At 59.6% G+C, this 20239-nt stretch carries 21 protein-coding genes; 17 read left to right on the forward strand and 4 right to left on the reverse strand.

The window, feature by feature from the left end; genetic code table 11:
• On the reverse strand, window positions 1–873 hold the full coding sequence (motA, locus tag GGD50_RS00095) for a flagellar motor stator protein MotA (RefSeq protein WP_107106981.1): 873 nt from the start codon (window positions 871–873) through the stop codon (window positions 1–3).
• 229 nt (window positions 874–1102) lie between these two features.
• Here motA and flgF point away from each other — a divergent pair, with 229 nt between their 5' ends.
• From flgF to fliP, 13 genes are all read left to right on the forward strand, one after another.
• Window positions 1103–1837 carry a flagellar basal-body rod protein FlgF gene (flgF, locus tag GGD50_RS00100; protein WP_107106982.1) on the forward strand — a complete coding sequence of 245 codons (735 nt, stop codon included), beginning with the start codon at window positions 1103–1105 and terminating at the stop codon, window positions 1835–1837.
• A 12-nt stretch (window positions 1838–1849) separates the two neighbouring features.
• Window positions 1850–3241 (forward strand): flagellar protein export ATPase FliI, encoded by a 1392-nt coding sequence (fliI, locus tag GGD50_RS00105; RefSeq protein ID WP_107107055.1) that lies wholly within the window; start codon window positions 1850–1852, stop codon window positions 3239–3241.
• A gap of 79 nt (window positions 3242–3320) precedes the next feature.
• Window positions 3321–3887, forward strand: coding sequence for a flagellar protein (locus GGD50_RS00110; protein WP_210318705.1), 567 nt, complete (start codon window positions 3321–3323; stop codon window positions 3885–3887).
• 117 nt (window positions 3888–4004) lie between these two features.
• The gene (flgB, locus tag GGD50_RS00115) at window positions 4005–4397 is read left to right on the forward strand and encodes a flagellar basal body rod protein FlgB (protein WP_107106984.1); all 393 of its coding nucleotides are present in this window, start codon (window positions 4005–4007) and stop codon (window positions 4395–4397) included.
• Between the two features lie 16 nt (window positions 4398–4413).
• Window positions 4414–4833, forward strand: coding sequence for a flagellar basal body rod protein FlgC (flgC, locus tag GGD50_RS00120; protein WP_107106985.1), 420 nt, complete (start codon window positions 4414–4416; stop codon window positions 4831–4833).
• A complete protein-coding gene (gene fliE / locus GGD50_RS00125; protein WP_107106986.1) occupies window positions 4830–5180 on the forward strand; it encodes a flagellar hook-basal body complex protein FliE in 351 nt (116 codons plus the stop codon). Before flgC ends, fliE begins: the two co-directional genes overlap by 4 nt.
• A 97-nt stretch (window positions 5181–5277) precedes the next feature.
• Window positions 5278–6066: a flagellar basal-body rod protein FlgG gene (flgG, locus tag GGD50_RS00130; protein ID WP_107106987.1), complete on the forward strand. Its 789-nt coding sequence runs from the start codon at window positions 5278–5280 to the stop codon at window positions 6064–6066.
• A 35-nt stretch (window positions 6067–6101) separates the two neighbouring features.
• Window positions 6102–6587, forward strand: coding sequence for a flagellar basal body P-ring formation chaperone FlgA (gene flgA / locus GGD50_RS00135; protein ID WP_414124413.1), 486 nt, complete (start codon window positions 6102–6104; stop codon window positions 6585–6587).
• The gene (locus GGD50_RS00140) at window positions 6584–7702 is read left to right on the forward strand and encodes a flagellar basal body P-ring protein FlgI (RefSeq protein WP_107106989.1); all 1119 of its coding nucleotides are present in this window, start codon (window positions 6584–6586) and stop codon (window positions 7700–7702) included. The genes flgA and GGD50_RS00140 overlap by 4 nt, the downstream gene beginning before the upstream one ends.
• Complete coding sequence (locus tag GGD50_RS00145) at window positions 7699–8235, forward strand: MotE family protein (RefSeq protein ID WP_107106990.1); 537 nt, start codon at window positions 7699–7701, stop codon at window positions 8233–8235. Before GGD50_RS00140 ends, GGD50_RS00145 begins: the two co-directional genes overlap by 4 nt.
• Window positions 8232–8945, forward strand: a complete 714-nt coding sequence (gene flgH, locus GGD50_RS00150) for a flagellar basal body L-ring protein FlgH (protein ID WP_107106991.1) — start codon at window positions 8232–8234, stop codon at window positions 8943–8945. Before GGD50_RS00145 ends, flgH begins: the two co-directional genes overlap by 4 nt.
• A gap of 43 nt (window positions 8946–8988) precedes the next feature.
• Entirely contained in the window at window positions 8989–9480 is a 492-nt protein-coding gene (locus tag GGD50_RS00155; RefSeq protein WP_107106992.1) for a flagellar basal body-associated FliL family protein, read from the forward strand.
• Window positions 9477–10235: a flagellar type III secretion system pore protein FliP gene (fliP, locus tag GGD50_RS00160; protein WP_107106993.1), complete on the forward strand. Its 759-nt coding sequence runs from the start codon at window positions 9477–9479 to the stop codon at window positions 10233–10235. Before GGD50_RS00155 ends, fliP begins: the two co-directional genes overlap by 4 nt.
• Window positions 10236–10345: 110 nt before the next feature.
• Here the strand turns inward: fliP and GGD50_RS00165 are convergent, their stop codons facing one another.
• A complete protein-coding gene (locus GGD50_RS00165; protein ID WP_107107056.1) occupies window positions 10346–12289 on the reverse strand; it encodes an O-linked N-acetylglucosamine transferase, SPINDLY family protein in 1944 nt (647 codons plus the stop codon).
• 330 nt (window positions 12290–12619) lie between these two features.
• Here GGD50_RS00165 and GGD50_RS00170 point away from each other — a divergent pair, with 330 nt between their 5' ends.
• Both GGD50_RS00170 and GGD50_RS00175 read left to right on the forward strand, forming a co-directional pair.
• On the forward strand, window positions 12620–13531 hold the full coding sequence (locus GGD50_RS00170; RefSeq protein WP_107106994.1) for a flagellin N-terminal helical domain-containing protein: 912 nt from the start codon (window positions 12620–12622) through the stop codon (window positions 13529–13531).
• Between the two features lie 257 nt (window positions 13532–13788).
• Complete coding sequence (locus GGD50_RS00175; RefSeq protein WP_107106995.1) at window positions 13789–14700, forward strand: flagellin N-terminal helical domain-containing protein; 912 nt, start codon at window positions 13789–13791, stop codon at window positions 14698–14700.
• A 134-nt stretch (window positions 14701–14834) separates the two neighbouring features.
• On the opposite strand, the gene GGD50_RS00180 is transcribed toward GGD50_RS00175, so the two are convergent.
• A complete protein-coding gene (locus GGD50_RS00180) occupies window positions 14835–16097 on the reverse strand; it encodes an ATP-grasp domain-containing protein (RefSeq protein ID WP_107106996.1) in 1263 nt (420 codons plus the stop codon).
• On the reverse strand, window positions 16091–17578 hold the full coding sequence (locus tag GGD50_RS00185; protein ID WP_107106997.1) for a pyridoxal phosphate-dependent decarboxylase family protein: 1488 nt from the start codon (window positions 17576–17578) through the stop codon (window positions 16091–16093). The genes GGD50_RS00180 and GGD50_RS00185 overlap by 7 nt, the downstream gene beginning before the upstream one ends.
• A 322-nt stretch (window positions 17579–17900) precedes the next feature.
• Here GGD50_RS00185 and GGD50_RS00190 point away from each other — a divergent pair, with 322 nt between their 5' ends.
• Window positions 17901–18821: a flagellin N-terminal helical domain-containing protein gene (locus GGD50_RS00190; protein ID WP_107106998.1), complete on the forward strand. Its 921-nt coding sequence runs from the start codon at window positions 17901–17903 to the stop codon at window positions 18819–18821.
• Window positions 18822–19078: 257 nt separating this feature from the next.
• Window positions 19079–20056 (forward strand): flagellin N-terminal helical domain-containing protein, encoded by a 978-nt coding sequence (locus GGD50_RS00195; protein ID WP_107106999.1) that lies wholly within the window; start codon window positions 19079–19081, stop codon window positions 20054–20056.
• Window positions 20057–20239 lie beyond the last annotated feature (183 nt).

Raw genomic sequence — 20239 nt, forward strand, 5'->3', positions numbered from 1 at the left:
TCAGGCCGCCTTGCTCTCACCGCCGGGGTTCATCATTTCCTGCTCGACGGCGTCGATCGACGGACGTTCGTAGGAGGAGATGGTCTTACGGCCATATTCGAGCGCCACCTGCGGTACGGAGCCGTTCATGTAGGCGAGCAACGTCTGCTTCACGATCACGTAGAGGCGATGCTGCTTGCTGCGCACGACCTTGATCTGCGACACGAGGGGGGCGCAGACGGAGTAGGAAAGGAGAATACCGAGGAAGGTGCCGACCAGTGCCGAGCCGATGAGGTGGCCGAGCACTTCGGGCGAATCGTTGATGTGGCTCATGGCCTTGATGACGCCGAGAACGGCGGCGACGATACCGATGGCCGGGAAGGAATCGCCCATGATCGTGATGGCGTGATAGGGCTTCATCTTGTCGTGCAGGATGGTGTTGATCTCTTCGTCCATCAGCGCCTCGATCTCATGCGAGCGGGCGTTGCCAATGATGATGAGGCGCACATAGTCGCAGATGAAGGCCGTCAGTTCCTTGTTCTTCAGCACCGTCGGGGCGGCCTGGAAGATCACGGATTCGTCCGGGTTGTCGATGTGGGCTTCGATTTCGTTGCGCGACTTGGTGCGCAGGTCCCGCATCAGCGCATAGAGCACGCCGAGCGTGTCCAGATAATTGCGCTCCTTCGGAACCGAGTGCTTGAAGGCTTCGCCCAGCGCCTTGCCGGAATCCTTCACGACCTTCATCGGATTGGCCATGATGAAGCCGCCGATGCCCGCGCCCGCGATGATGACAAATTCGAAGGGCTGGAACAGCGCGTCCACATGCCCACCCATCGCCATGAAGCTGCCAATGATGCAGCCGCAGGTCACTACAAATCCGATAATAATATTCATCGCCAGTCCACACCTGAACGTTGCTTCCTCAGATCAAGTAGGGGACTTGCCTTGCGTGAGGCTGTTCGGCGTGCACCGCAACAAGCTTTTCGTCGTGTCAGCTTCGCACAAGCCAATGCAGGCAGAGTATCGGGTAAGGGCATCCACGCCCGGCTAACGAAATGTAGGAGCGCCGCAATATCTGGCGTTTCCTTTCCCGTTATTCTCCAATGTCCGGAGGGCGTTGAAAATGCAGTCTGGTATTTATGTGGCGCTGTCATCGCAGATGGCGCTCGAGCGGCGTCTGACGACGATCGCCGATAACATGGCCAACGTGAATACCACGGGTTTTCGTGGCACCGAGGTCAAGTTCAATCAAGTTCTTAGCAATACCGAAAACAAGCTCAACGCCAAGGTCGCCTTCGTCTCGCAAGGCAACGACTATCTCTCCACCGACAACGGCGAATTGCAAAACACCGGCAATCTCTTCGATTTTGCGGTCAAGGGTGACGCCTGGTTCGGCGTCAACACGCCGGCAGGCCTGGTTCTGACGCGCGACGGCCGATTTACCATGAGCGAGAGCGGCGCCCTGGTCTCCACCCGCGGCTATCCAGTACTGGACCCCGGCGGCGCACCGATCCAGCTTGATCCCGGCGGCGGCGCACCGAGTGTGTCTGCGGACGGCACGATCGCGCAAAACGGCAAGCCAGTCGGCAAGATCGGGCTCTACAGCTCTGATATCAGCAAGGGCTTCCTGCGCTATGACAATAGCGGCGTGTTGCCGACCGATACGCCGCAGTCTGTTGTCGACCGCTCCAATGTCGGTATCGCCCAGGGGTATCTCGAAAACTCCAACGTCAACGGCATGCGGGAAATGACCCAGCTTATCGAAGTCAGCCGTGCCTTCGACAATATCTCGACGTTGACGAACAGCAGCGAAGGCACGCTCTCGGATGCGATCAAGACCCTCGGCGGCAGCCAGTAAGAGGGTCGGATGATGTTCGAGGATGGGATGCCTGAAGGCGCGATGTCGCCGAGATTCTCGCGTATGGCCGCCTTGGCGGATCAATATTTGATGGCGGAAAACACGGTTGCCGATGGTGGCCATGTGCGCACCATCGCGGCCGGCCACTACACCGTCGCAGGCCTTTCCAGGCATGTGCGCCTTGGTGAGTTCGTCGCCCACCGTTCCTCGACCGGCATCCATCTCGGTGAAGTCGTCCGCGTCGAGCCGGAGCTGACCTATGTCTGCCCGATCGAGCCGGGCGAGCCGATCGGCATCCACGACACGGTCATCCGCAAAGGCGCCTTCCGTATCGCTCCATCCGATAGCTGGTGCGGGCGCACGATCAACTCGCTGGGCGAGCCGATCGATGGCCTGGGACCGCTGACGGCCGGCATGGAGTCGCGCTCGATCTCCAATACGGCGCCGCCCTCGATGACGCGCAAACGCGTTGAGACGGGTTTCAAGACTGGCGTGCGCGCCATCGACATCTTCTCTCCGCTCTGCCTTGGCCAGCGTCTCGGCATTTTCGCCGGTTCCGGCGTCGGCAAGTCGACGCTGCTGTCGATGCTGGCGCGCGCCAATGCTTTCGACAAGGTGGTGATCGCGCTGGTGGGCGAACGTGGCCGCGAAGTCCGCGAATTCATCGAGGACACGCTCGGTCCCCACATGCAGAAGTCGATCGCCATCGTCGCGACCAGCGACGAGAGCCCGATGCTGCGTAAGATGGCGCCGTTGTCGGCCATCACCATCGCCGAGCATTTCCGCGATCAGGGCGACAACGTGCTGTTGATCGTCGATAGCGTCACCCGCTTCGCCCATGCCATCCGCGAGGTTGCGACCGCGTCCGGCGAACCGCCGATCGCGCGCGGTTATCCCGCCTCCGTCTTCACCGAGCTGCCACGCCTCCTGGAGCGTGCAGGTCCGGGGCCGGAAGGAACCGGCACGATCACCGCGATCATCTCCATCCTCGTTGACGGCGACAATCACAACGACCCGATCGCCGATTCCACCCGTGGCATTCTCGACGGCCATATCGTGCTGCAGCGCAGCCTGGCGGAAGAGGGACGTTATCCGCCGATCGATCCGTTGGCCTCGGTGTCGCGTCTGGCGCGCAAGGCCTGGACGCCGGATCAGGAAAAGCTGGTTTCGCGCCTGAAGGCACTCGTGCACCGCTATGAGGAAACCCGCGACCTGCGCCTGATTGGCGGATACCGCCAGGGCAGCGACGCGGATCTCGACATGGCCGTCCGCCAGGTGCCGATCATCTACGACATTCTGAAACAGACTCCCGGCGAACGCCCCTCGGCTGACGCCTTCACCGATCTTGCGACCGCGTTGAAAAACGGCTCGGCCGCGTCCATCCAGCCGCCGAGAGCAAAATGATGTTTCCGCGAAATGTCGTTCGCTCCTGCCATTTGATTTCGCATCATCCTGTCCGAAACCGCTTCGCGCCTTTCGGACCATGCCGAGAGAGAGGCCGAACGTGAGAGAATCCGACGCAGACGAACCGGTCGCTCCGCTGAGGCCGGTAAAAAAGCGGACCTTCACCGATAAGGCCTTGGCCGGCACCGGTCTGTTGCTCGCTGGCATCTCGGCTTTCTTCCCCTGGTACGTGTTCCTGAACCCCGACAAGTTCGGCATTCACGTCGCCGAGGGCGATCGTACCCGCGATCTGCCGAACTGGCCGGGACGCGAGATCGTCAACGTCTCGCCGCTGGCCATGGTCAACAAGAACCCGAACGAGCCGAAGGTTATCGCTCCCGATCCGTTGACGACGGCGACGATTAGCAACGTCGGGCGCGAGGACGATAAGGGCCAGCCGGCCGAAGATCAGCCGTTCCCCGGCAAGTCACCGTTCCATTTGCTGCATGTCGCAAACGGCCGGGCGCTGATTGAGGATGACACCGGCATGTATGTCGTGCGCGTCGGCTCGATCCTGCCCGATAACAGCCGTCTGGCGACGATCGAACAGCGCGACGGAAAGTGGGTCATCATCACCTCCACGGGTGATGTTTACGGCCACAACTAAGAACCCGCAATCGCCTGCGTATCAGACTTAGTAAAGACTTTAGCAAGAACGCATTCCCCGCAAGTCCCACGCAAGATTATTCCTCTAGGGTCCTGCTGTAAGAACGGAGAGAAGCCCATGCAACCGATTCAGCTCTTTGACTTGGCCTCGCGGCAATCCGAGTGGCTCCAGGTTCGCCAAGAGGTCGTTGCCGGCAATATCGCCAATGCCAATACCCCGAAGTACCACGCCAAGGATGTCACGCCGTTTCAAGCCGTTCTCGACAACCAGAACGTCGCCATGGCGAAGACCAATCCGGCGCATTTTTCGGGCAATGAATTCAGCCAGAGCGGCGACGTCAACGTCGAGGAAGCGTCGCTCAATCAGGAAATCGGCGTCCAGGAGTCGGGTAACACCGTCGGTCTGGAAGACGAACTCGCCAAATCCGGCGACATCCAGCGCCAGTACGGTTTGAACACTGCGCTGGTCAGCTCCTTTCATCGCATGATGTTGATGACCGTAAAACAATAGATGAAGTGAAGATGTTATGGACCCTTTATCAGCTGCGTTGAAGATTGCGGGCTCCGGCCTGGAGGCCCAATCGACCCGCCTGCGTGTTGTTTCCGAAAATATCGCCAACGCCCGTTCGACGGGCGACACCCCCGGTTCCGATCCCTATCGCCGCAAGACCGTGACGTTCGGCGCCGAGCTCGATCGCGCCAACAACCTGACCACGGTTGGGGTGAAGAAGTTGGGCGAGGACACCAGCAAGTTCATCCAGGAATACGACCCAGACAATCCGGCGGCGGACCCGAAGGGTTATGTCAAGATGCCCAACGTCAACGTTCTCGTTGAAATGGCCGATATGCGCGAAGCCAATCGCTCCTACGAGGCCAATCTGCAAACGATCAAGCAGTCGCGCGATCTCATCAACTCCACCATCGATCTCTTGAAGAATGCACAATGATTGACGCTATCAAGAATATTTCCTCCCTTTCGGCAGTCCGCGGTCTCGGCAGCATCACTACGGACCAAAGCTCCTCTTCGTCCAACAGCCTGGCATCGACGCTTGGCTCAACAATCGGCAACGTGACCGGAACCAGCTTTGCCTCGGTCATGTCCAACGTGGCGAAAGACACGGTCAACACGCTGAAGGAAGCTGAAAACGCCTCCTTCGCCGGTATCAAGGGCACGATGAGCACCCGCGAAGTGGTCGACAAGGTCATGCAGGCGGATCAGACGCTGCAGACGGCGATCGCGCTGCGCGACAAGGTCGTTTCGGCCTTTCTCGATATTACGAAAATGCAGATTTAGGGCGGGTGGCCTCGCTCCCATTATTTGATTTGGCGCGATCTTGTGCAAAGCCGCTTTGCGGCTTTCGGGATCACGCTCTAGCTCGAAGGACGAAGACATGAGAGCGCTCGCTATTGCCGCGACGGGCATGGACGCCCAGCAGACCAACCTCGAAGTGATCGCGAACAACATCGCGAACATCAATACGACGGGTTACAAGCGTTCCCGCGCCGAGTTCTCGGACCTTCTGTACCAGACCGAACGCGCCAAGGGCATTTCCAACCGGCCGAACCAGGCCGTGGTGCCGGAAGGCGCCAATATCGGTCTCGGCGTGCAGACGACAGCCGTGCGCAACATTCAGATCCAGGGCGAACTGTCGCAGACCCAGAACGATCTCGACGTCGCGCTGGTCGGCCGCGGCTGGTTCCAGATTCAGATGCCCGACGGCACGACGGCCTACACCCGCGCCGGCTCGTTCAACAAGAGCGATACCGGCCAGATCGTGACCGCTGACGGCAACGTGCTGCAGCCGGGGATCACGATCCCGACCAACGCCACCAACATCACCATCAACGAATCCGGTCAGGTCTCGGCAACGATCGGCACCGCGACGACGCCGACCGTTCTCGGCCAGTTGCAGATCGCCAACTTTGTCAACGAAGCGGGCTTGCAGCCGATGGGCAGCAACCTCTTCACGCAGACGCCTGCCTCCGGCGATCCCGTCGTCTCCGATCCGAACCAGAACGGCTTTGCCTACATGAAGCAGGGCTATCTGGAATCGTCGAACGTCGATGCGGTCAAGGAAATCACCGACCTGATCTCCGCGCAGCGCGCTTATGAGATGAATTCCAAGGTCATCACCACCGCCGACGACATGGCGCAGATCGTCAGTAAAGATCTGAAGTAACGAGAGGACGGGGGCCGAACATGAGGTTTCGCCGGATGAAAAGCTTAGCAATGGCCTGGTTCGCCGCAGCGAGCCTCTCCGTCGTGTTCGTGTCGGCCGCTCCCGCCGGCGCAACCGGCAACGACGCCACCAGCCTGGGGACCGCCGTCGTGCCGACCGAGACGATTTATCCGGGCGATATCATCAGCAGTGGTCAGCTCGAAGAGGTCGAGGTCACCAATCCCAACCTCACGGGCGACTATGCCAAGCGGCTTCGCGATGTCACGGGGTTGGTGTCGAAGCGGACGCTTCTTCCGGGCCGCACGATTTCCATTTCCGCCCTGCGTCAGCCCTTCGCCGTGACGCGTGGCTCCAATATCCGTCTGGTGATGAGCATGGGCAGCATGACGATCACCGCTGCTGGAACACCGCTGGATGACGGCGCGGTCGGCGATAGCGTACGAGCCCGCAATCTGGACTCCGGCATTATTGTCAGCGGCACTGTTCTCGAAAACGGTACGATCCGAGTGGTCGCAAAATGAGAAGCCTTCGTAATTTCCTCAGGGTTTTGCTGGCATTGCCCAGCCTGATCATCGCCGATCCGGCCCTGGCGATGCAATCGCGCATCAAGGACATAGCCTCGCTGCAGGCCGGCCGTGACAACCAGTTGATCGGCTACGGCCTGATCGTCGGTCTCCAGGGGACCGGCGACGGCTTGCGTTCCTCGCCGTTTACCGAACAGTCCATGCGCGCGATGCTGCAGAATCTCGGCATTTCGACGCAGGGCGGCCAGTCCGCCGCCAAGAATACCGCTGCCGTCATGGTGACGACCAATCTGCCGCCATTCGCAAGCCCCGGCAGCCGCATCGACGTCACGGTCAGCTCGCTCGGCGATGCGACCTCGCTTCGCGGCGGCACGCTGATCATGACCTCGCTCAGCGGCGCCGACGGGCAGATCTACGCCGTGGCGCAGGGCTCGGTCATCGTCTCGGGCTTCCAGGCCCAAGGGGCTGCGGCCAGCGTCACCGAAGGCACCACCACCGCCGGCCGAGTGCCGGGCGGCGCCATCATCGAACGCGAACTGCCATCGCGTTTCAAGGATTCCGTCAATCTCGTCCTGCAATTGCGCAATCCGGATTTCTCGACCTCGATCCGCATCGCCGATACGGTGAATGCCTGGGCGACCTCGCATTTCGGCGCTCCGATCGCCGAGGCCAAGGATTCCCAGGAGGTCGCGATCGAGAAGCCGAAAATGGCCGACCTGACGCGGCTGATGGCGGATATCGAAAATCTCGACGTCCAGACCGACACGCCCGCCAAGGTCGTCATCAACGAACGCACCGGAACGATCGTCATCGGCGCCGATGTCCGCGTCTCGCCGGTCGCGGTCAGCTACGGCACCTTGACGGTCCAGGTCAGTGAAAACCCGCAGATAGTCCAGCCGGAACCCTTCTCGAACGGTCAGACGGCCGTTCAGGATCAGACGGACATCACCGCCAGCAAGAGCGGAGGCCGTGTCGCCGTGCTTGAAGGACCTGATCTGAAGACGCTGGTCTCCGGGCTGAACAATATCGGCGTCAAGCCGGACGGCATCATCGCCATCCTGCAAGGCATCAAATCGGCCGGCGCCCTGCAAGCGGAGCTCGTGCTGCAATGACAACGATCACCATCGCCAGGAAATTGCTGACCTCCGGATGCGTCGCGACGGCATTGCTGCTGTCGGTCTCGGCAGCGGCGGCGCAGGAAGCGCCGAAGCCGGTCGCCGATCCGGCGTCCAGCCAGGACGAGATCAAGCAGTTCTGCACGAACATCGCCGATCCGGCCCGCGACCAGCGCTATCTGCTGCAGAAGCAGGAGCTTGAGAAGCTGCAGGCCGATGTCGACCAGCGCATTGCCACGATGGACAAGCGCAAGGCCGAATACGAAGACTGGCTGAAGCGGCGCGACGATTTCCTGAAGACCGCGGATTCCGGCCTAGTCGACATCTACAAAAATATGAAGCCCGATGCGGCGGCGGCAAGTCTTGATCAGGTCAAGGTGACCGTTGCGGCCGCCATCATCATGAAACTCTCAGCCCGCCAGTCGAGTCTCATTCTGGCGGAGATGGATGCGCAGAAGGCGGCTGTTGTCACCAACATCATCTCCAGCGCGTCCGATCCGAATACATCGAAGTCGAAGGACCCCTCATGAACATGCGTCTTACGGCCACCTGCGCACTCGTCGTTTTCCTTGCCGGTTGTCAGTCGCAGGCAATGAAGGAAATCGGTAGGGCGCCAGCCATGAGCCCGATCGGCAGCGGCCTGCAATATGCGCAGACGCCGCAGATGCTGCAGTATCCGAAGCGGCCGCATCAAGTCGCGCAGGGTTACTCGCTCTGGAACGATTCGCAGGCGGCCCTTTTCAAGGATGCGCGTGCTCTCAATGTCGGCGACATCCTGACGGTCAATATCTCGATCAACGACAAGGCGAACTGGGATAACGAGACCAATCGCAGTCGCACGAACAAGAGCGACATGAACTGGAACATCACGGCCAAGATCTTTGGCTGGCAGCCGAGCACCAATGCCGACGCGACCTCCGGTTCCGACACCAGCACCGACGGTAAGGGCAAGATGCAGCGGTCCGAGCAGATTACCCTGCTTGTCGCCGCTGTCGTCACCGGCGTCCTTGAAAACGGCAACCTGATGATCAGCGGTTCGCAGGAAGTGCGGATGAACCAGGAGATTCGTATCCTGAACGTCGCTGGTATCGTCCGGCCGCAGGACGTCACCGCGGACAACACGATCTCCTATGACAAGATCGCCGAAGCGCGCATCTCCTACGGCGGCCGTGGCCGTCTGACGGAAGTGCAACAGCCGCCGCGCGGTCAGCAGGCGGTCGATCTGCTGTCGCCGCTCTGACGGCCGGGCAGCACGTATTATTTGATAACAGGCGGATAGAGACATGGCAGCGGCAGAGGCATCGGAAAAAAGCAAGGGATCGCCGCTGATCATGATGATTATCGGTCTGGTGATCCTGACGGCTCTCGGCGCCGGCGGCGGCTGGTTCCTCGGCCACATGGTGGCGCCGCAGATCAAGACGGCGACGGCCGCGGTACAGGCCGCGCCGCAGGCGCCGACAGGTGAAAAGCAGGCTGCGGCTGCCGCGGGCGCGAACGGCATCGTCCAACTCGAACCGATCACGACCAATCTTGCCTATCCCTCCCAAAACTGGATCCGGCTGGAAATCGCGCTGATGTTCAAGGATAAGCCGGACCAGCAGCTCGCGGAAGCCATCCACGAGGATATCCTCGCCTACGTCCGTACCGTTTCGCTGCAGCAGGTCGAAGGTCCGCGTGGCTTCCAATATCTTCGGGATGACATTCAGGAACGTGTTGACCTTCGCTCGGAAGGGCGGGTATCGAAAGTTATGTTCAGAACTTTCGTGATCGAATGAGTCGATTATTACTTGCTTTACTTATATTAGCTGCTGCTGCGTTTTCGCCTGAAATGGCGATGGCGCAGCAATTGCCATCTCAGCTCCCGACGGATCTCTTGAATGTCCCGGTGAACGGGTCGGTCGCGGCTTGGATCATTCGCACCTTCGGGCTGTTGACGATCCTGTCGATCGCGCCCGGCATCCTCATCATGGTGACGAGCTTTCCGCGCTTCATCATCGCCTTCTCGATCCTGCGTTCGGGCATGGGCCTCGCGACCACGCCGTCGAACATGATCCTGCTGAGCCTCGCGCTGTTCATGACCTTCTATGTCATGTCGCCGACCTTCGATCAGGCCTGGAAGGATGGCGCGCAGCCGCTGCTTGCCAATCAGATTTCGGAGGCCGATGCCGTCCAGCGCATCGCCGAGCCTTTCCGTACCTTCATGTCGAACAACACGCGCGAAAAGGACATCAAGCTCTTCGTCGATCTGGCGCAGGAGCGGGGGCAGACGGTGGTGATCGACAACAAGATCGATTACCGCGTGCTGATCCCGGCCTTCATGATCTCGGAAATCCGCCGTGGTTTTGAAATCGGCTTCCTGGTCGTTCTGCCGTTTCTGGTCATCGACCTGATCGTCTCGACCATCGTCATGGCGATGGGCATGATGATGCTGCCGCCGACATCGATCTCGCTGCCTTTCAAGATCCTTTTCTTCGTGCTGATCGACGGCTGGAATCTGCTGGTCGGCAGCCTTGTACGATCTTTCCACTAGAGCGCCGTGCGTTGCGCTTGCGGGTGATTCCACCTGAAAGCGGGATGCTTTAATCGCTTGCCACTGGGCGGACCGTCATCGGGAGCGGAGCTTCCGATGACGCGAGATGCTTATTCCGCGGCGATCGCCGCAGCACTCTGATCTTCGACCAGGAACGGCTCGGTGCGCACCGGCAGGGCCGGTACGTCCATGTGATCCGGGCCGAGACCCTTCCTGGCGCGTTCGACCATCATTTCGTAGGCGGTCTCGAGGTGACGGGTGATGCGTTCGGCATCGAAGAGCGGCTTGATATAGCGGTTGACGGTCAGCGTTTCCTTGAGCGCGGCAATGCGCTCCGGCTGCCTGGCAAGTTCCACGGCCATATCTTCGTAGGCCTGGACATCAGCGGCCACCAGCTCCGGTACGCCGATGGCGGCGAGCAGGCTTTCGCTGACGCGCGAGGCGAAGTTCGTGCCCTTCATCGTCAACACCGGCAAACCGCCCCAGAGCTGTTCCGAGGTCGTCGTATGGCCGTTCACCGGGAAGGTATCGAGACCGAGATCGGCCAATTGCTGGCGGTCGATGTGATCCTCATAGCGGATACGGGTGGTGAAGACGATGCGCTTGCGGTTGACGCCGCGCGCCTCCAGGCGTGACCAAAGGTTGGCCTCGGCGCGCGGACCGTTGCAAAGCAGCCAGAGCACGCTGTTCTTGGTGCGCTTCAGTATGTTGCACCAGACATCGACCATTTGAGAGGTGATCTTGCGGTTGCCGTTGAACGAGGCAAAGACGAAGGCATCTTCCGGCAATCCATGCTCCGCTCGAGTGGTCGGCCGTGCCTTCGGACGATACATCGGATCGTTCGGCTGATAGCATTCGGGCAGACGGCAGAACTTCTCATGGAAATGCGGCTTGGAATAATCCGGCAACACGTAGGGGTCGCCGATGATGTAGTCGAGGTCGATGTTGACGGCCGAGCCCGGAAAGCCGAGCCAGGCCGTCTGGATCGGCGCTGCCTTGTGATTGAGGATACGGACGCGGCTATCCTTGGTATGTCCCTTGAGATCGACCAGGATGTCGATCCCACGGGCGCGGATCGCCTCCGCCGCTGCCTGATCGGAGTGGCTGCGGATATCGACCATGGTGCCCCATCTCGAATAGTCGAATTCTTCCTCGCGCTGAGATGACAGGGACGAGTGGTCGAAGAGGGTAATCTCGAACTTGTCCCTGTCGTGCAGTTCCAATGTCCGCTGCAGGAGCTTCATCGTCGCATGGCCCGGCCAGAAGTCCGATGAGAGATAGCCGATGCGAATCTTGCCGGCCCAAGTATGCGGCGCCTTGCGGCGCGCTTCGGCGTGTCCGGCCGGCAGCGGCATCGTGTCGTGCACAGCGAACTTGTTGATTGCTTCGTCGCCGCACCAGTGCAGATGGAAGAATGGATTGTCCGGCCTGACATAGTCGAGGCTGCCCGCAGCTACGGATGTCAGGATCGGCCCCATATGTTTGTCCACCGTCGCAAGATCGGACAATTCGCGAGCAAAGATCAAATGGAGCGTGCGAAAGATGATATTGTCGGGATGCTTCTTGAACAGGGTGGCAACGATGTGCCGGTTGCCGTCGTCGTAAAGATCATCGGTCAACAGTTTCGAGGCCAGCAGCCGATGCCGGAGCTCCGGTCCTTCAACGAGGACGCTCTTGAAGCCGGCCAGCAGGTCCCTTTGCTGTCGGCTTAGAAAGATGCTGGTAAGGGCAAAGGCGAGTTCCGGATCCTTGAACGCCTGGGGCAGGATCAGGCTTCCGATCGAGAGCGTCGCGTCTTCGTTGCCTGTCGCAAAATGCAACAGCAAGGCTTCCCGCAGATAGTCTTCGCGATACGGCTTTTGTCTGCCTGCCAGCTCAAACGATCTCGCCGCGTCCGATCTGAAGCCGAGTTTCAAGAGCGTTTTTGCCAGCAGCGCGTAGGTCTTTGGCGATGTGTCGGTATTGAGCAGCTCGTTCAGTGTTTCGAGCGCGCGCGTATATTGCCCCTTTTGATAGAGGTTGGACGCTGTCACATAGGCGTTTTTCGTATTCACGAGCGAGAACTCCGAGCGAACTTTGACCAGTCTCCGGCAATGGCCGAAGTCCGTCATCATGGATTCGTGGGATAATCGCGCGCGTAGCTTGCCTGAAACCGAAGCAATGTTGAACGCTCCTTTACGTATCGTTAGCTACGTTACGGTTGGCCGCTTTTGGGAGTTCCGCGTTTAAGGAATTCGCAAGCAATGCATGCGAGTTTACCTGCGACATGACGGGTTTGGTCCTCTAGGAAATGGGACCGAGGAGCATGAAGCCGCTCCGTCATCGCCGGTATTTGAAGTCCGGTATGTCCTCCTTTTCGTATTCAGTTTCCAGGGGACACACTTATGACCAGCATTGTAACCAACAACTCCGCTATGGCCGCTCTGCAGACTCTGCGCGGCATCAGCAGCAACCTGCAGAACACGCAGGAAGCCGTTTCTTCCGGCCTGCGCATCTCCAAGGCTTCCGATAACGCCGCCTATTGGTCGATCGCCACCTCGATGAAGTCCGACGACAGCGCTATGGGCGCCGTCTCCGACGCCCTCGGCCTCGGTGCTGCCAAGGTCGACACGGCATCTACCGCCGTCACCAGCTCGATCGACATCGTCGGCCAGATCAAGGACAAGCTCGTCACCGCCATGGAAGGCTCGGTTGACAAGGGCCAGGTCCAGGAAGAAATCGGCCAGCTCCAGCAGCAGCTCCAGAGCGTTGCTCAGTCCGCTTCGTTCAACGGCGAAAACTGGGTCATGGCTGCAAGCGGCGACTCGGCCTCGGTCGTTTCGTCCTTCATCCGCGGCACCAACGGCACCGTTTCGGTCAGCACCACGTCCTACGCATTCAACACCGGTGCAACGGGCAACGTTCTGTTCGGCTCGAACAGCGGTTCGATCGATACCTCTTCGGGTATCCTTGGCACCACGGACTCCACGGTTGGCGCTTCGGTCTTCAGCCTGGACATTTCCAACATGACCTCGGGCCAGATCTCCAGCGCCCTCAACATGGTTCAGACCGCTCTGAACTCCATGACCAGCATGGGTTCGAAGCTCGGCTCGATCTCCAGCCGTATCGACCTGCAGACGAGCTTCGCTTCGTCGCTCTCCGACTCGATCGAATCGGGCGTTGGCAAGCTCGTCGATGCCAACATGGAGCAGGAATCGAGCAAGCTCTCTGCTCTGCAGACACAGCAGCAGCTCGCTATCCAGTCGCTCTCGATCGCGAACTCCTCCTCGCAGTCGATCCTGTCGCTGTTCCGTTAAGAAGAAGGACTGGCGCCAGACGCCAGCCGAAATTTCTAAACACCAAGTTAACCGCGCCTTCCTAAGGCGCGGTTTTTTTTATATTTTTGGATTGGCCTCGGTTCAGGTTTTCTTAACCATATTGCTGTTTTCTAACACCATTGAAACGGCGAGTTAACCTTAACAGATTGGGTTAACAGGCATGATGCTGAGTGCCGTTACCGGTTTTTAGGTCCGGAATGTCCCTTAATTAACCGCTGCCAAAGGGGCAAAATATTATGACGAGCATCCTTACCAACAACGCTGCAATGTCCGCCCTGCAGACGCTGCGCGGCATCAACAGCGACTTGCAGTCCACTCAGAATGCTGTTTCCTCCGGCCTGCGCATCTCCAAGGCTTCCGACAACGCCGCCTATTGGTCGATCGGCACCACCATGAAGTCTGACGACAGCGCTATCGGCGCCGTCTCCGACGCCCTCGGCCTCGGTGCCGCTAAGGTCGACACGGCAACGACCGCTGTCACGAGCGCCCTCGACATCGTCAGCCAGATCAAGTCCAAGCTTGTAACCGCCATGGAAGGCTCGGTTGACAAGGGTCAGGTCCAGGAAGAAATCGGTCAGCTCCAGCAGCAGTTGGAGAGCGTCGCTCAGTCCGCTTCGTTCAACGGCGAAAACTGGGTCGTGGCTGCCGCCAACGACTCCGCCTCGGTCGTTTCCTCGTTCATCCGCGGCACCAACGGCACCGTTTCGGTCAGCACCACGTCCTACGCATTCGACACCGGCGCAACGGGCAACGTTCTGTTCGGCTCGAATTCCGGCACGATCGACACCACGTCCGGCATTCTCGGCACCGTGGACAGCACGGTCAATGCCTCGGTCTTCAGCCTCGACATCACCGGCATGACCGGCGGCCAGATCTCCAGCGCCCTCAACATGGTTCAGACCGCTCTGAACTCCATGACCAGCATGGGTTCGCGCCTCGGCTCCATTTCGACCCGTATCGACCTGCAGACGAGCTTTGCTTCGTCGCTGAAGGACTCGATCGAATCGGGCGTCGGCAAGCTCGTCGATGCCGACATGGAACAGGAATCGAGCAAGCTCTCTGCTCTGCAGACGCAGCAGCAGCTCGCTGTTCAGTCGCTCTCGATCGCCAACTCCTCTTCGCAGAACATCCTGTCGCTGTTCCGTTAATAGGAAGAGCCGGCGCCTGGCGCCGACTGAAATTCCGAAACAACAATTTAACCGCGCCTCCCAAGAGGCGCGGTTATGCTTTTCAGGGTAGCCTCTATCGTATTCTTGCTGCTTTCGCGAGCAGCTCGGCTTGCTCAGGAGGCGTCCGTCGTTACGCCGGTCTTCCTGTTCTGCACGGCATCGATGAAGCCATCAAACAACTTGCGCATGGCAACCTGCTTGTAGGGGTAGACGGTCGCGCTATCCATGTTGTGGACGACCATTGCCACGTCGAGTTCGAAAACCAGCAGACGCCCGTCTGGAAGTTCGGCGCAATCGATACCGAAATAATCAAGCCCTATGTGCCGATAGAGAGCCGCGAAACTCTCCTTGTGGCGGATCGCGAAATCCGTATCGAAATTCTCCATCCAAGCCTGTTCGACAGCGCGCTTCGCCGGGCTCTCCGCCATGCCGGCGCTCAGATAATGCACGATCCAATGCTCGGAGAGTGCCATATGGCTGGCAAAGGCCTTACCGTCGATGAATACGATGCGTTGCTTGTTGTAGAGGCCGTCCGGCCCGCGGAAATCGATGAAGGGCGCGACGTAAAGCTCGGGAGCCGGCTGCGTGGCAATCCATGCGGAAAGTTCTATGATATCGGCGATGCGTTCCATTCCGTTGCCGGCATGGGTGCTGATCGGGCGAACGACCAGCGGAAAGGAGAGCCCCGGTGCGCAATCATCCAGGGTCTTCGTGCCCGCACCGATGGCGACAAGATCTGCTCGTGGCACGCGATACGTGCTCGGCGACAGGATGGAGGGCTCATTGGCCAGCATGCCGCTGACACCATCGCGCGTCAGCCTGCTGATCAGTTCCGGATCGTTGTTCATGATCGGGCCGTTAAAATCGGCCAGCACCTTCTGCATCCGTTCAAGCACGGGGCCGTTTTCCGTGGATTCGCCGATCGCCATGAACGCCACGTCATGCTCCGGCAAATCCGCGAGCGCGGTCGTTTCAGGATCCACATAGTGCAGCCAAAGAACACAGTCGCTATCCGCCAGTAGGAAATCCAGCGGCGTGTTCGCCATGAAGTTGCCCGGTGTCACGAAGGCCAGCAGCCGTGGTCCCTGTCCATTTCCATGGACGATGCAAAAGTTGCGGCTGAGATCGACGGCGCCCCGCAGGACCTGTTGCGCCTCCTCGGCGCGGTTAAGCGTTTGCAGGATCGTCGCTAGGTCGAAAATCGCCGCCGCATCCGTGCCATCGGCTCCAACGCGTTGCATCAGCTCGTTCCAGAGCGGCGTCACATCCGCGCCGGCATAGATGAGCGACACGATCCTCTGCATGCCCAGAATTCGGCCAGCGCCACCGATTTCGTCAGAGGCGCGGTCGGCCACGAGGCCGGATGTCATCAGCATGGGAGCAAATCCTGTCGAGAACCGAGTTTGAGAACGCCGTCAATCAGCGCATCGATATCCGCCTGCCGCGTGCGATGGTTCACGATCGCGGCGCGGATTGCCGGTTGTCCGTTGAAGTGAGTTAGGGAAGGGGCAACGCGCCCCTCGGCGTGGAGATGTTCGATAATCCTTGCATTGACCTGCGGCGGCACGTCGTCGCCGGCGCCGACATAGGCAAAGCAAACGATGTTGAGCGCAACCGGCGCGAGGAGCCGCAAGGCGGGTTCCTGTTCGATCCGGCCTGCCAGGCCGCGCGCCAGGGCACAGTTGGCAGCCATCGAATCGCCCAATGCCTTGACGCCATAGGTCTTGAGGGTGAACCAGGTTTTGAGCGCGCGGAAGCCGCGGGACAGGTCCGGGCCGTAGTCGCAAGGCCACCAGTCGCCGCCGGCCAGACCGGAGGCCGCGCGGCTGAGATAGGCTGCATCCGAAGCAAACCTCTGACGCTGCCATGCGCTGTCCCGCACGAGGAGGAAGCCTGCGTCGTAGGGCACCTGGCCCCATTTATGGAAATCGAACGCAAGCGAATCGCAGGACTGGATGCCGGTGAACAGATGCGCCAGATCATCGGACAGGATGCCCAGTGCCCCGAGCGCGCCATCGACGTGAAAATGCAGGTCATTGGCGTCAGCGATACCGCGCAAGGCACTGAGGTCGTCGATCGCTCCTGTATTCACCGTCCCCGCGGTTCCGATGACCAGGAACGGTGTGTGTCCTTCGTTCTTATCGCGCAGGATGGCACGTTCGAGAGCCGCAATATCGATCTGCCCGGCCGCATTGACCTGGATGCGCCTGAGCTGCTCGCTGCCGATCCCCGACATCTCGAAGGCGCGCGGCACGCAACCATGCACTTCGCTCGATGTATAGGCGACCAGCCGTGACCCATTCGGCAAGCCTTTTGCGCGGACATCCGCACCAAGCTTTCTGCTTAGCGCGAGCAGGACGGCGACGAAATTGGCTTGCGAGGCGCCAGTCAGGAACAGGCCGCCGGCGGTCTCAGGAAATGAAAATATTTGCCGGGTCCATCGGATGATCTGACGCTCGACCTCGATCGGCATATGATCGCGCCCGCCGAGATTGGCATTCAGACCGCCAGCCAGCATCTCCGCCAACATACCAGCGGCCGTTCCGCCGCCCTGCACCCAGCCCATGAATCCCGGGTGGATATTGCCGCTGCCATAGGGAAGGATGTTGTCGCGGAATATGGCGTGGGCATCCGCCAAATCCGTCGGTTCGACCGGCAGCGGTGCGTCAAACAGGGCGCGTGCGGGTGACGGCGCCGGTTGCCAGACGGGCTTCTCGGAGAGCGTTTCCAGATGGTCGAGCATATCGTCCAGCATCTGGTGACCCTGTTTGCGCAGGGTTTGCCAGTCGTCGGGGTCGAGGCTTGTCCGTTGAGGAGGTCCATCCCCCGGCAATCCGCCGTCTTGTAAACTTAACATGCCGATCCCGCATTGGCTGAATTGTCGACGTCGCGATCACGCCGTTTGCGGCGGGACAGTCGTCCGATCGTGACAATCTTATGCCGCCCAAGGTGGCGCGAGGCTGACCTGACGCGCGGCTCGCCTCTTCCGGGATATATGATTTTGTTAACTTTCCGGTTTCCTTGTTAACTTTTTATTAAGCCTAATGTTGTCATCTGCGGCTAACGCAACGGTTGGTTAACTTCTCCTAAGAGCCGGTTAACAGGCATGACGCTGACTGCCGTTCCCGGCCGAAGACCGGAATGTCCCTTCTAATTTCAGCCACAAGGGGCACCTCTCCATGACCAGTATTTTGACCAACGATGCTGCAATGTCTGCTCTCCAGACTCTGCGCTCGATCAACAACAATTTGGAAAATACCCAAAACCGCGTCTCCTCCGGCTATCGTGTTGCCAAGGCCTCCGACAACGCCGCCTATTGGTCGATCGCGACCACCATGCGTTCCGACAACAGCGCGCTTTCGGCTGTCTCTGATGCTCTGGGTCTCGGTGCTGCCAAGGTCGACACCGCCTATACGGCAATGGACAATTCCATCAGCGTCGTCGAGCAGATCAAGGACAAGCTTGTCGCGGCAACGGAAAACAGCGTCGACAAGGCTGACGTTCAGGAGGAGATTTCGCAGCTCCAGGAGCAGCTTGAGAGCATCGCGCAGTCCGCTTCGTTCTCCGGGCAGAATTGGATGATCGGAGCCAACGGCGCCTCCGCATCGGTCGTGTCCTCCTTTGTCCGCAACAACGACGGTACGGTCGCGGTCAACAGCACCAGCTACACGTTTGATACGGGATCGGCAGGCAACGTGATGTTCGGCGCCAATTCCGACGGCACGATCGACACGAGCTCCGGTATCCTCGGCACCACACAGGATATCAACGGCACGGCCTATTCCGTCTTCAGCCTCGACATTACCAACATGACGAGCGGCGACATTTCCCTGGCGATGAACCTGGTGCAGTCGGCCCTCAACACGATGACGAGCACCGCTTCGCAGCTCGGCTCGCTGTCGACCCGCATCGACCTGCAGACTAGCTTCGTTTCAACCCTGAGCGACACGATCGACTCCGGCGTCGGCAAGCTCGTCGATGCGAATATGGAAGAAGAATCAAGCAAGCTCTCGGCGCTGCAGACACAGCAGCAATTGGCGATCCAGTCGCTGCAGATCGCAAACAACAGCGCGCAGAACGTTCTGGCGCTCTTCAAGTGAGCCTTGACCGGAGCTTACGTTAGGAAAGCGCGGCGGCATTTCTCTCTTGCCGCCGCGCATAAGCTTTTGTTAGCCTTCCGGGGTACTGATTTGCAGTATTTGCGCAAAGCCCCGGTGTCCGGCCTTTTTCGTCGGAACCGTCAGGGCTTTATCTAGCGACGGGCCGCGTTGGGATCTCTTCCGCTGGCTGGCATGAAGCCGTTCGTTGCTGCCGGATCGTCCGGTCTGCCGTTTCCAATAGAATTACGGATTTTCCGATGAGCAGTCTGACGACGAACCCCTCCTCTTTGGCCGCGCTGACCGTTTTGCGCGGCGTCAACAAAGATCTTGGTGTCGTGCAGGAACAGGTTTCGTCCGGGTATCGCGTCGAGAACGCGAGTGACGATCCGACCTATTGGTCGATGTCGAAGACGATGCAGTCGGACCAGAGCAGTCTTTCCACCATCAGCGACGCGCTCGGCCTCGGCGCCTCGAAAGTCGATACCGCCTCCACCGCCATGGATTCGGTCGTCGATCTCGTGACCCAGATCCAGGCCAAACTGGTTTCGGCCAAGGAGCCGGGCACCGATAAGACCGCGGTCAATGCGGACATTCAACAGCTCAAGAACCAATTGCAGTCGGTCACGCAATCCGCGTCCTTCTCCGGTGAGAACTGGCTCTACAACACCGCTTCGCAGCCAGATACCAAGCAATCCGTCATCAGCAATTTCACGCGTGGTTCGGATGGCCAAGTCAATCTCGTGACGATCAATTACGATAGTTCGCAAACGCTGATGATCGATACCGCCGATGCGAGCCGCGGACTGCTGACGAAGGACATCGACGCCAGCGCGTTCGATACATCAGGTTCAACGTCGACATCCCGCAACTATTATCTCCTCGCTGCGGATTCCGGCACGGCTCCCTCCGACGGCACGGAAATTTCCATTTCCGAAAGCACGACGGACGATCAGCTCACCGATATGATCAATGTGACGAACTCGATCCTGAAATCGGTGACGTCAGCGGATTCGACGCTGGGTGTGATGAAATCCCGTATCGACGACCAGTCCGACTACATTTCCAAGCTCAGCGATGCCCTCAAGACCAGCGTCGGCAATCTCGTCGATACCAACATGGAAGAGGCATCCGCGCGTCAGAGCGCACTACAGACGGCACAGCAGATGGGCATTCAGGCATTGTCGATCGCCAATACCATGTCGAGCAAGATGCTGATCCTGCTGCAGGCAAAGTAAATTCCGGGTTGGCGCGGCCGAGAGGCTCGCGCCCGCCGCATTCATCCTCGCACAAGTTTGACCCCCTACGGTCCATCGCAATGGCATGGCTGCGCTATTTTCCGGTGACGTTCGGCGTCACGTCCGGAAAGCGCTGCCGCAGGACGGAAACCGGAAGCGTGATGATCGACGTTTTGAGCATGG

Source organism: Martinezella paranaensis, assembly GCF_014200235.1.
Lineage (GTDB): Bacteria > Pseudomonadota > Alphaproteobacteria > Rhizobiales > Rhizobiaceae > Rhizobium > Rhizobium paranaense.